At 30.5% G+C, this 12,902-nt stretch carries 8 protein-coding genes; all 8 read right to left on the minus strand.

Features of this window, described 5'->3' with window-relative positions; all coding sequences use genetic code 11:
* Window positions 1–7 precede the first annotated feature (7 nt).
* A complete protein-coding gene (locus ACAN_RS11565; RefSeq protein WP_170233033.1) occupies window positions 8–316 on the minus strand; it encodes a site-specific integrase in 309 nt (102 codons plus the stop codon).
* Between the two features lie 370 nt (window positions 317–686).
* On the minus strand, window positions 687–974 hold the full coding sequence (locus ACAN_RS11570) for a YciI family protein (RefSeq protein ID WP_099334249.1): 288 nt from the start codon (window positions 972–974) through the stop codon (window positions 687–689).
* 56 nt (window positions 975–1,030) lie between these two features.
* Window positions 1,031–1,738: an EAL domain-containing protein gene (locus ACAN_RS11575; RefSeq protein ID WP_099334248.1), complete on the minus strand. Its 708-nt coding sequence runs from the start codon at window positions 1,736–1,738 to the stop codon at window positions 1,031–1,033.
* Window positions 1,739–2,208: 470 nt separating this feature from the next.
* Window positions 2,209–6,738 carry a DNA-directed RNA polymerase subunit beta' gene (rpoC, locus tag ACAN_RS11585; RefSeq protein ID WP_099334246.1) on the minus strand — a complete coding sequence of 1,510 codons (4,530 nt, stop codon included), beginning with the start codon at window positions 6,736–6,738 and terminating at the stop codon, window positions 2,209–2,211.
* Window positions 6,731–10,876, minus strand: a complete 4,146-nt coding sequence (gene rpoB, locus ACAN_RS11590; RefSeq protein WP_099334245.1) for a DNA-directed RNA polymerase subunit beta — start codon at window positions 10,874–10,876, stop codon at window positions 6,731–6,733. The genes rpoC and rpoB overlap by 8 nt, the downstream gene beginning before the upstream one ends.
* Window positions 10,877–11,053: 177 nt before the next feature.
* On the minus strand, window positions 11,054–11,428 hold the full coding sequence (rplL, locus tag ACAN_RS11595) for a 50S ribosomal protein L7/L12 (RefSeq protein ID WP_079576827.1): 375 nt from the start codon (window positions 11,426–11,428) through the stop codon (window positions 11,054–11,056).
* A 56-nt stretch (window positions 11,429–11,484) separates the two neighbouring features.
* Window positions 11,485–11,973, minus strand: coding sequence for a 50S ribosomal protein L10 (rplJ, locus tag ACAN_RS11600; RefSeq protein WP_099334244.1), 489 nt, complete (start codon window positions 11,971–11,973; stop codon window positions 11,485–11,487).
* 167 nt (window positions 11,974–12,140) lie between these two features.
* On the minus strand, window positions 12,141–12,839 hold the full coding sequence (gene rplA, locus ACAN_RS11605; RefSeq protein WP_079576825.1) for a 50S ribosomal protein L1: 699 nt from the start codon (window positions 12,837–12,839) through the stop codon (window positions 12,141–12,143).
* Between the last annotated feature and the right edge of the window lie 63 nt (window positions 12,840–12,902).

Raw genomic sequence — 12,902 nt, forward strand, 5'->3', positions numbered from 1 at the left:
CATACCACTATATCAGTTCTCTTTTTTCATCAGAATACTTATACTTTGATTCTCTGTTATAAGCTGCTTTTACTCTATTTTTCTCTTTATGAGCTAAACAAGCTTCAATAATATCTGGATGAAAGCCATGGAAAGTATGTTTATTTTGATAACCTAACTTATTTAATGTATCAGACAGGATAGCAATTGAAACTCCTCTATCGTTTTTATATGGAGAAAGAAATACAAATCTACTTCTATGTCTTGAGAAAGGTTCTATTTGTTTTAAAATAGCAATTGCCTGTTTTTGTAAAGGACAAACAAAATCTACTTTCATTTTCATTTTCTCTTTTGGTATTTCCCAAACACCTTTTTCCAGATTAATATCGTCCCAACACATAAGCCTTATATTTCAACTTCCTACTAATATATAAGGTATAAATTTTAATATAGTACTTATATCACTTTTTGATTTTTCGCCTATAGAGTTAATATCTATTAAAAGCTGTTTTATATTTTTTGGTTTAAAGTTTTTTACTTCAGTAAGTATAAGTGGTTTTGATATTTTTGAATTTTTCAGGTACTCACTTTTAATTAATTATATTTATACCTGAAAAAAAACTTGATTTTATCTAATTTTATATAATAAACTATGAGAGTTTAATAGTTCTAAAAGCCCCATAAAAAGGGCTTATTTGATTTAATAATTAATCTTTTGGTAGCAATTTAACAGGAACGATTTGGAATTCGTCCATGTTCCATACATTATTTGTAACATATGGTTCACTCTCTAACCATTCATTTAACTCATCATCATTTTCAAAATCAACAAAAAGTGTTGAGCCTACCATTTGATCTTCTTCTATTAATGCTCCAGCTTCAATAATCTTACCTTCAGCCATTAATTTTTTTGCACCCTCTACATGTGCCTCTCTTGCTTCTAGTCTTTTGTCTAGTGCGTTATCGTTATCATAAGCAATTATTAGGTATTGCATTTTTATTCCTTTTATTTTTTTAAATTATATCATATTTAAATATAATAAAAATTACACTATTTAACTATTATTAGTTCATCAAAAAAATATCCTTGCATATAATCGCATCCTAGCTCTTTTACTAAATCGTAATCACGCTGTGTTTCAATGCCTTCAATAATACTTTTTTGTCCATTTAGTCTAATTGTTGTTAAGATACCTTTTAAGTAGTGCATATAGTTATGATTTACTTCGATTTGACGTAAAAAGGATTTATCAATTTTAATATATTTACTTCCATTCATCATATAAAAAGAGAACATTGAACCATCTTGTCCAAAATCATCAAGTGCTGTTTCTATTTTTTTATTATTTAGCCATGAAGAAAAATTTCGCATTATATTTGCACTTGTTTCATCATCACTACCATTTTCTGTAATTTCTACTACTATATCATCTTTTTTGTCATTTAAAAAAATTTCCCAATAAGATTGTTGTTCACAAGACACAAATATATCTGCATCAAAATTTAAAAATAATTTTTTGTTTTCTGTGAAATTATCAAATTGTAACTGTTTATTTCTTTTCTCAAGTTCGAAAAATAATTTATTATTATGGTGTAAGTGTCTAAAGATATCTTCAGTAGATATAAGATTATTGTCAATCTCAAACTTTGACAAAGCCTCATAAGCATAGATATCATCTGTTTTTGCGTCAATTATTGGTTCATACTTAGTAAAATATTTTGAGTCTAATATTATGTGTTTAAATTCTATATTATTCATAATAATAATATAACAAAAAACAACTTAATATTTTTTGATAATTAGTATCAATATTGAAAATAATTTGAGGCGAATAAAAAAGTGACAGGATAAGCTATTGCATTAAAGTATCTAAGTAATAAAGAAACTTTAATATTAGGCATTATTTCTTCAATTAAAACTCCATTATTTAACTTTTGCATTATTGAAAGTTTAAAAGCGATATCAAAAAACTTTATACCAACTATACTTAACATTAAAAAACTATAATTATCAAGATAAACACTTAAAAAAATAGAGTAAATAAAGCTTGAGTTTAAAAGGAAGTAAAGAATTATATTCTTATTGAAAATAGCTAGATTATTAGATAATAACCCATAAATAGTATCTGATTTTTGCCAATTTGATTCAAAAAGTTCAATTGCAATAAATAGAAAAAATAAAGATATTATATCCATGTTTATAAAAAAGCGAGGATTTCTCCTTGCTTTTTATTTATCTCCATAAGAGAATTTAATTTTTTTGTCTTTATATAGACCTGTTCCAACTGGAATAGTTCTACCAATAACAACATTCTCTTTTAAGTCTTCTAACATATCCATCTTAGCAGAAATTGCAGCTTCTGTTAAAACCTTAGTAGTTTCCTGGAAAGATGCAGCTGATATAATAGAATCAGATGTTACAGCGGCTCTTGTAATACCAAGTAATAATGGTTCAGCAATTGCTGGCTCACCACCAAGTTTGATAATTCTTTCATTTTCTATTTTAAATCTTTTCTTAGATATCATATCACCAACGATGAATTTAGTATCTCCACCATCTAAAATAGAAACTTGTCTTAACATTTGAGATAAAATAACCTCAATATGTTTATCAGCAATATTTACCCCTTGAGATCTATATACTTGCTGAACTTCTGATACAATAAATCCATGAAGTGCTTTTTCACCTAGAATTTTTAATATATCATGTGATGCTAATTGACCCTCTGTTAATGCCTCACCAGCATGAACAAACTCACCCTCATGAACTAAAATCTGTTTAGATTTTTCTACTAAAAATTCTGCTTTTGCACCATTTTCATCTGTAATAATAATTCTTTGTTTATTTCTAAGTGGTTTACCAAATGAAACAATACCATCAAATGAAGCAAGTACTGCAATATTTTTAGGTCTTCTAGCCTCAAATAATTCAGATACTCTTGGAAGACCTCCAGTAATATCTTTTGATTTTTGAGTAGCTTTTGGTGTTTTACCTAATACATCAGCAACTTCAACTTTTTGACCTTCACTAACGTTTAATGAAGTTTTTGGTTCTAATGAATATCTTAATACTTCTTTATTGTTTGTTGCTAATGAGATTGCTGGTTTGTAACCTGCTGGAATATACTCATTTACAACTAGTTTTGAAGTACCTGTTAATTCATCATATTGCTCAGATACTGTTACACCTGGAATAATATCTTCAAATGCAATTGTACCAGCTTCTTCTGCAATTGTTGGGTTTGCATATGGATCCCACTCAGCAATAACATTTTGCTCTTGCGTTTTTGGAATAGCAATAACAGAATCTTTTTCAACAGGACTATCATCAGTAAACTCAACTAATGAACCTCTTGCGATATAGTGTCTTAAAGCCTCTCTATCATCGGCATCAACAATAACTGCAAATAGACCTTTTTCAACAACTTCATCACCTGCTTTAATGTCATGTCTTCTTTCTAAATAGTCACCTTTAAGTTTATAGTATTTTACAATACCTTGTGCATTTGAAAGAACATTTGATGTTATTGGATCTCCATCTTGAACTCTTAAAATTGAAGCAAATGGAATTCTATTTGGCACATTCCATCCATCTTTAATCATCTCAACTATTGATTCATTTTCTCCAACTTCGTCTCCATCTGCATAAGGAAGATATAATTTACCATCAATTTTTCCAGATACACCTGCAAGCTCATTTGGCTTAGCAACGTCATTCTTTCTTAAATAGTATTTTTTACTCTCTTTTGCATTAGAAATTGTTAAAATTGTTTCTTCATGTATAGTTTCAACTGTTACTTTACCTTTAAAAGGAGCATTAATTTTTGGCTCAACTAGTAAAACACCAGCATTTCTTCTATTTGCAACAATGATTCTATTTGCTTTATCAATATATGTTTTTATATTGTAATATCTAATAAAACCTTCTTTGTCAACTTTTAATTCTCTTTCTGTTTGAGTAGCACTTGCTGTACCCCCAACGTGGAATGTTCTAAGTGTTAGCTGTGTTCCTGGCTCACCAATTGATTGAGCAGCTAATACACCTACTGCTTCACCTGGATTTGCTTTTCTTTGCTCACCAAGGTTTAGACCATAACATTTTGAACATAATCCATTTTCTACTTTACAAGTTAAAGGTGTTCTAATAACAACAGATTTTACTTCAGCATCAGCAACAACTTTTGCATCTTCTTCTGTTATTAAAGTTCCTTCTGTAAATAAAATCTCATTTGAAATAGGATCAATTATATCCTCTGCAATTACTCTTCCTGTGATTCTTTCTTCTAGACTTTCAATTAATTCATTACCAGAAGATAAATCAGTAATTTGAATTCCTTCATGAGTTCCACAATCATCTGTAGTAATTCTCACATTTTGTGATACATCAATTAGTTTTCTTGTTAAATACCCAGCATTTGCTGTTTTAAGTGCTGTATCTGCTAAACCTTTTCTAGCACCGTGAGTAGAAATAAAGTACTCAAGTACATTTAGACCTTCTCTAAAGTTAGAAATAATTGGTGTTTCAATAATTGAACCATCAGGCTTAGCCATAAGACCCCTCATACCTGCAAGCTGTCTAATCTGCGCAGCAGAACCTCTAGCCCCAGAGTCAGCCATCATATAAATAGAGTTAAAACCATTTTTATCAGTTTCAATAATCTCCATCATTTCTGATCCAAGAGTATTATTAATTTCAGTCCAGATATCAATAATTTTATTATATCTTTCTTGCTCAGTTAATAAACCTTGAGAGAATTGTTTTTGAACTTCAATAACTTCTTTTTTAGATTTAACTACGTGTGCTGCTTTTGATTCAGGTACTTTAATATCTGCAATCGAAACAGAAATACCAGCATCAGTTGCGTATCTAAAACCTAAGTTTTTAAGATTATCCAAAAATCTTGGAGTTACTTTATATCCACCATGTTTATAAATATAATCAACTAATGTACCAATATCTTTTTTCTTTAAAATTTTATTCCATAAATTTTCAGGTACAAATTCTGGTAAAATCTCTTTTACAATCAATCTTCCAACAGTTGTATGAATAATTCTATCATCAAGTTTTGTTCTAATTTTTGCATGTAAATCAACTTGCTTCATCTCTAAAGCAATTTTAACTTCATTTACATCTGTAAATAATTTATGTTGACCTTTTACTCCATCTTTTGATAAAGAAAGATAATAAATACCTAAAATCATATCTTGTGATGGAACAGCAATAGCTCTACCTGATGCTGGTAAAATAATATTCATAGATGACATCATCAAAATCTTAGCTTCTGCAACCGCTTCTTGTGACAATGGTACGTGAACCGCCATTTGGTCACCATCAAAGTCAGCATTAAATGCAGCACAAACTAATGGATGTAACTGAATTGCTTTACCATCAATTAATACAGGGTGAAAACCTTGAATTGACAATTTATGAAGAGTTGGTGCTCTATTTAATAATACTGGATATTCATTTACTATCTCAGATAAACATTCCCAAACTTCATTTGTTTCACTCTCAATTAATCTTTTTGAAGATTTTAAAGTTGTTGCATAACCTTTTTCTTCTAGTTTTGCCATTAAGTGTGGTTTAAATAACTCTAAAGCCATTTTTTTAGGAATACCACATTGGTCCATATTTAAAGATGGTCCAACAACAATAACAGATCTTCCTGAGAAGTCAACCCTTTTACCAAGTAGGTTCTGTCTAAATCTACCTTGCTTACCTTTAATAATTTCAGATAATGATTTTAAAGGTCTTTTATTTGCACCTTTAACTGCATTTGCAGTTTTTCCATTATCAAATAATGCATCAACTGCTTCTTGAAGCATTCTTTTTTCATTTCTAATAATGATTTCAGGTGCATCAAGTTCTGTTAATCTTTTAAGTCTGTTATTTCTGTTAATAACTCTTCTATATAAGTCATTTACATCTGAAACTGCAAACTTTCCACCATCTAATGATACAAGTGGTCTTAAATCAGGTGGAAGAACTGGAAGTTGAGTTAACATCATCCATTCTGGTCTATTACCTGAATTAATAAAGTTCTCAACTACTTTCAATCTTTTGATTATAGTTTTTCTTTTTGCCTCTGATTTAGTAGATGACATTTCAGATTTTAACTTTTCTAAAAGTTCAAATAAGTCAAGATATTCTAAAAGATTTCTTACAACATCTCCACCCATATTAGCTTCAAATCCAGTATGTTCAAATAAATCAGAAATAGTTCTATATTGTTCTTCATTTAATATATCGTATTTAAGAACTTTTTTTGTTTTTTCATTATCATAATAAGCATCACCTGGCTCACTTACAATATATGCTTCATAATAAAGTACTCTTTCAAGATCTTTTAATTTAACACCTAAAAGTGTACCAATTCTTGTTGGAAGAGATGATACCATCCAAATGTGTGCTACAGGAGAAACAAGATCAATATGACCCATTCTGTGTCTTCTCACTTTTGAAGAAGTTACTTCAACTCCACATTTTTCACATACAACTCCGTTGTATCTCATTTTTTTATATTTACCACAAAGACACTCATAATCTTTTATTGGACCAAATATTTTAGCACAAAAAAGACCATCTCTTTCTGGTTTTAAAGTTCTGTAGTTTATTGTTTCTGGTTTTTTAACTTCACCACAAGACCAAGAAAGAATCTTCTCTGGACTTGCAAGTCTAAGTTGAAAAGCAGAAAAATCTTGTGGTCTTTCTAACTCTTTAATTTCGATAGGTTTTAATACTTTTTCAGTTTTACTCATTCTCTTCTACCTCGTCAAAAATATCAACGTCTAAACCAAGAGCTTTAAGCTCTTTTGTTAATACGAAGAATGTTTCAGGAACACCTGATCTTGGAACATTTTCCCCATTTGCTATAGCTCTATAAGCTCTTGTTCTACCTTCAACATCATCTGATTTTGTTGTAAGCATCTCTTTAAGAACACTTGTAGCACCATATGCTTCTAGTGCCCAAACTTCCATCTCACCAAATCTTTGTCCACCAAATAGTGCTTTACCACCAACTGGCTGTTGTGTAACAAGTGAATATGGTCCAGTAGATCTTGCATGCACTTTTTCATCAACTAAGTGATGAAGTTTTAGCATATACATATAACCTACGTTAACTCTTTCTTTCATCTTATCACCAGTTTTTCCATCATAAAGTACAGATTTACCATCTGTGTCAATTTTTGCTAATTCAAAAAGTTTTTCAAATTCGTAAACTTCAACACCATCAAATACTTGAGTAGCAAATCTAACACCTTTTGCCCAATCTTGTGCATAATCAACTAGCTCTTCATCAGTTAAAGAATTCATAAACTCTTTACCTTTCATAAGCTTAGCAGTACTTGCAATCTCAGACATTTTTTCTCTAAGTTCAGTAATAAACTCTGCTCGCTTAGCTTCAAATATCTCTTGAATTTGATTACCAAGTCTTTTACCAACTAAACCTAAGTGAACTTCCATAATTTGACCGATGTTCATTCTTGATGGAACCCCTAATGGGTTAAGAATTACATCAACAGTTGTTCCATCTTCTAAATATGGCATATCAACTTGAGGAACAATATTAGAAACGATACCTTTGTTACCGTGTCTACCTGCCATTTTATCACCAACTTTAATCTTTCTTTTAGTTGCAATATATACTTTTACCTGTTTAATTACACCACTTGGTAAAATATCATCATGCTCAAGAACTTGAAGTTTTTCTTCATGCTCTTGTCTTAATGTAGACTTTTGTTTGATAAAATGCTCTTTGATATTATTATAAGCATTTTGAACATCTTTATTATATGAAGCAACTACTTTTTTCATAGCAAATCTATTTACATTTGAAAGTACATCAAATGGAATATTATCACCCTTTTTGTAAGTTGTTCCATCTACTTCAACATCTTTATCTAATGCTGATTTTGATAATAAATCATTAATTTTTAAAATCTCTTCTCTATCAAGCATTAATAGTTTATCATGATGCTTAACATCAAGTTCAGATTTTTCTGATTCAATTTCAGCTACTGCTCTTTCGTCTTTTTCATAACCTTTTTTAGTAAATACTTTAACATCTACTACAGTACCTTCCATTGATGTTGGACAATATAGTGATTTATTAATAACATGCCCAGCTTTTTCACCAAAAATAGCTCTTAAAAGTCTTTCTTCTGGAGTTGGCTTAATTTCACCTTTTGGTGTAACTTTTCCAACTAAAATCATTCCTGGCTTAACAAAAGTACCAACTTTAATAATACCAGAAGCATCTAAATGAGAAATTGACTCTTCTTTTACACCTGGTAAATCTCTAGTAATCTCTTCGTTTCCATGTTTAAGCTCTCTACATTCAACATCTTTTTCATAAATATGTACAGATGTAAATGCATCTTCTTTTATCAATCTTTGAGAAAGAACAATAGCATCTTCATAGTTATAACCATTCCATGGCATAAATGCAACCATTGCATTAACACCAACAGCTAATTCACCTTTATCCATTGAAGGACCATCAGCAATAACTTGACCTTTTTCAACTACTTGACCTTGTTTTACTGCTACTCTTTGTCCAAATGATGTATTATTATTTGTTCTTGAGTTCTTGCTAATTTGATAATGGTCAATAAATGCACCACTTTCGTCTTCACCTCTGATGTAGATATTTTTAGCATCTGCTTTTTCAACAACACCAGCTCTAGAGGCTTTTATAGCTTCCCAAGCATCTCTTGCTACTGTTTTTTCTAAACCAGTACCAACAATAGGAGCATTAGGTTTTAATAATGGAACAGCTTGTCTCATCATATTTGAGCCCATAAGTGCTCTGTTGGCATCATCATGCTCTAAGAAAGGAATAAGTGAAGCAGCAACACCCATAACCATTTGTGAAGAGATATCAATATAGTTTACCTTACTTCTTTCCATAAGTAAAATTTCACCATTTTGTCTAGCTTCAATTAAAGGCTCAACAATCTTACCATTATCATCAACTTTCGTTGAACCAGGTGCGATTACAAGTCCTTCTTCTAAAGTTGCAGTCATGTATGTAATTTCATCTGTTACTACACCATCTTTAACTTTTTTGTATGGAGCTTCAATAAATCCTAAATCATTTACTTTTGCATAAGTTGATAAAGTGTTAATCAGACCAATATTTTGACCCTCTGGAGTTTCAACAGGACAGATTCTACCATAGTGTGTTGGATGAACATCCCTTACTTCAAATCCAGCCCTTTCTTTAACTAATCCACCCTCACCAAGTGCAGAAAGTCTTCTTTTATGAGTAACTTCTGATAATGGATTTGTTTGGTCCATAAATTGTGATAATTGCCCTGATGTAAAGAATTCAGTAATTGTTGATGTAATCATTTTAGAGTTTACTAAATCATGTGGCATTAAATCTTCTAATGTTCCACTTAATGTAGTCATTTTATCTCTAATAGCTTTTTGCATTTTAATAAGTCCAGAATGTAACTCATTTGCAAGAAGTTCACCAATTGCTCTAATTCTTCTATTACCTAAGTGATCTCTATCATCAATATGACCATGACCTGATTTAACTTTTACTAAATACTGAACAGTTTTAATTACATCTTCGTAAGTTAATACTGTTACATACTCAGGAACATTAACACCAAGTTTATGGTTCATTTTCATTCTACCAACTTTTGTTAAATCATATCTTTCTGGATCAAAAAATAGTTTTCTAACAAACTCTTTAGCAGCTTCTTTTGTTACAGGCTCACCTGGTCTCATAACTTTATAAATTCTAATTGCTGATAAATCATTTTCATCATCAATTTGTTCTGTTTGTTTTAATAGTTTTAAAGACTCACTATCAGCTTTAAATGCATTGATAATTGAATCATCAACACCAGTTGCTAAATCATTAGCAATATCAAATGAATCAAATCCTAAATCTAATAATTTCTTTAATTTTAATTCATCTAAATTTGTTAAAGCATCAAATAAAACTTCTCCTGATTCTGGATCAAAAATAGCACTTGCAGTTGATCTATCCATTAATAATTCAACTGGATACTCAACTAATTCAAGTCCACCTTCAACTAAAGCTTTTGCTTTTCTAGCTGTAAGTCTTTTTCCTGCAGCTAAAATTAAATTACCTTTATCATCTTTTAAATCAAAATCTAATCTACCAGAATAATCATCTGGATTAAATTTTGTTAAAAATTTATTATTTTTAACTTTTACATTGATAATTGGATAAAAAAGTTTTATAATATCTTCTTTAGAGTAACCTAATGCTCTAAAAAGAATTGTAACAGGCACTTTTCTTCTTTTGTTAATTCTTACATATAACACATCTTTTGCATCATACTCAAAATATAACCAAGAACCTCTATCTGGAATAATTTGACCAGTATAAATTAGTTTGTGACCTGATGTATTTGCTTCTTCTTCTTTGAAGATAACACCTGGAGATCTGTGTAATTGATTTACAACAACTCTCTCAACACCATTAACGATGAAAGAAGTTCTGTCTGTCATAAGTGGAATTTCTCGAATGAATAAAGATTGTTCTTTCATATCTTTAACACCGATTTTTTCACCAGTTTTCTCGTCTAGTTCCCATAAAGTTAATCTAATATTAATCTTTAATGGAATTGAATAAGTAAGACCCCTAACCATTGACTCTCTAACATCATATTTGGGTTTACCAACTTCTGAACCTAAGTACTCTAAAGTAACTCTATTTTGTGCATCATGAATAGGGAATACTGATTTAAATACTTTTTCAATACCAGCATCAAATCTATCATCTTTTCCTATCATCAAAAAGTTTTCATAAGAGTTTTGTTGTAATTGTAGTAGATTTGGAATTTCTATTTGTTGTGGATTTTTTGCAAAATCAACTCTAAGTCTATTACCAGATTTTAAAGAGTTTAACATTGTCGACCTTAATAATTTGGTTTAGTTTTTTAGCTTTTTTTATAAAGCGCAAAAAGCATCCTAAAGGATAAGTTTAAAATTCTTTAAAAAAATTCTAAACTTAGCCCTCAGTGATGCTAGTCTTTTATGCAAAGTAGAAGGCTCTACTTTGCATACAATAATCTTTAATTTAAGTAATTATTTGATTTCTACAGATGCCCCAGCAGCTTCTAATTCAGCTTTTGCAGCTTCTGCATCTTCTTTAGAAACACCCTCTTTAACAGTTGATGGAGTTTCTTCAGCAGCAGATTTTGCTTCTTTTAGTCCAAGACCAGTTAATGATCTAATAACTTTAATTACATTAATTTTCTTAGCACCAGCATCAGTGATAACAACATCAAATTCAGTTTGCTCTTCAACTGCTTCAGCAGCTCCAGCAGCAGCTCCACCAGCAACAACAGTTGGTTGTGCAGATACACCAAATTTTTCTTCAAATTCTTTAACTAGTTCAGATAATTCTAATACAGATAAACCTGAAATGTACTCTAATACATCTTCTTTAGAAATTGCCATTTTATTTCCTCTAAATTTTATTTTTATAATATTTTATTAATTTTAACCGCTATAAATTAAGCAGCCTCTTCTTCTTTTTTTTCTCTAAGATTGTCAAGCCCTGTAACAAAGTTTCTTGCAGGAGCTGTCCAAACAGAAAGTAACATACCAATAAGCTCATCTCTAGATGGTAATTTAGCAAATGCATTAACTCTATCAAGATCAGCTGGTTCACCTTCAATGATACCTGATTTAATAACAAATTTTTCGCTATGCTCAGATGCAAACTTATCTGCTACTTTACAAGCAGAGATTTGATCTTCTGACCATAAGAAAATGTTAGTTCCGTTTAACTCAACATCTCCTAACTCAGCATTTTTAACTGCAACAGTTACAAGTGTATTTTTAGCAACTTGAACTTTTGCTCCGCTTTCTTTAGCGCTTTTTCTTAAAGCTTCTAACTCTTTATGAGTAAGACCTTTATAATCACACACTACAATAGCTTGAGACTCTTTAAATTCAGCTGTTAAAAAATCAATAACTTCAGCTTTTTGTTGTTTAGTCATAATAGTTTTCCTCCTTTCAAAACATGAAACTTAAGCAGGTTTTACAAAAGACGGAGGCGTCTTTTACCGGCTGTCTCCAGTTTTATATCAGTGCTTTGATAACACTCAAAGATATAGATTTTTATCTACATATTTGAATATTATTTAATTCAAATAAGGAATAAACCTTATTTGATATCCATTAATTCTGTTGTATCTAATTTAATAGATGGAGACATTGTTAATGAAATTGCTGCATTTGAAATATATCTTCCTTTTGCAGTTGATGGTTTTGCTTTGTTGATAGCGCCAATAAACGTTTCAACATTTTCTTTAATAGCTTCTGTTGAAAATGATACTTTTCCAACTGCTGCTTGCATATTACCTTTTTTATCAACTCTATATGTAACTTTACCACCTTTAGCATCGCTAACAGCTTTTGTTACATCCATAGTTACAGTTCCAGTTTTAGGATTTGGCATTAAACCTTTTGGTCCTAAGATTCTACCTACTTTACCAACGATACCCATACAATCAGGAGTTGCAATTAATACATCAAAATCAATATTTCCTGCTTGAATATCTGCTGCTAATTCATCATTACCAACAATATCAGCACCAGCTGCTTTTGCTTCATCCATTTTAGCACCCTTAGCAAATACTGCAACTCTTACAGTTTTACCAGTACCATGAGGAAGAACAACAGCTCCTCTAATCATTTGGTCAGCATGTCTTGGATCTACATTCAAGTTTAATGCAATTTCAACACTTTCATCAAATTTAGCAGACTTTAACTCTTTTAAATGAGTACAAGCTTCTGCTAATTCATAATTTTTATCTTCAATTTTTTCTGATAACGCTTTATATCTTTTTGAAACTTTTGCCATATTTTACTCCGCAATTTTTTTTATTTTGCTACCGCCAAGTTATAAAGTCTGGTGGTAAGACTT

The sequence above is a fragment of the Malaciobacter canalis genome (assembly GCF_008000835.1).
GTDB classification, from domain to species: domain Bacteria; phylum Campylobacterota; class Campylobacteria; order Campylobacterales; family Arcobacteraceae; genus Malaciobacter; species Malaciobacter canalis.

Bases quoted from the DNA above. Each gene is read 5' to 3' on its own strand.
- ACAN_RS11565 (WP_170233033.1), bottom strand. From the start codon at position 316: ATGAAAGTAGATTTTGTTTGTCCTTTACAAAAACAGGCAATTGCTATT.
- ACAN_RS11570 (WP_099334249.1), bottom strand. From the start codon at position 974: ATGCAATACCTAATAATTGCTTATGATAACGATAACGCACTAGACAAA.
- ACAN_RS11575 (WP_099334248.1), bottom strand. From the start codon at position 1,738: ATGAATAATATAGAATTTAAACACATAATATTAGACTCAAAATATTTT.
- rpoC (WP_099334246.1), bottom strand. From the start codon at position 6,738: ATGAGTAAAACTGAAAAAGTATTAAAACCTATCGAAATTAAAGAGTTA.
- rpoB (WP_099334245.1), bottom strand. From the start codon at position 10,876: ATGTTAAACTCTTTAAAATCTGGTAATAGACTTAGAGTTGATTTTGCA.
- rplL (WP_079576827.1), bottom strand. From the start codon at position 11,428: ATGGCAATTTCTAAAGAAGATGTATTAGAGTACATTTCAGGTTTATCT.
- rplJ (WP_099334244.1), bottom strand. From the start codon at position 11,973: ATGACTAAACAACAAAAAGCTGAAGTTATTGATTTTTTAACAGCTGAA.
- rplA (WP_079576825.1), bottom strand. From the start codon at position 12,839: ATGGCAAAAGTTTCAAAAAGATATAAAGCGTTATCAGAAAAAATTGAA.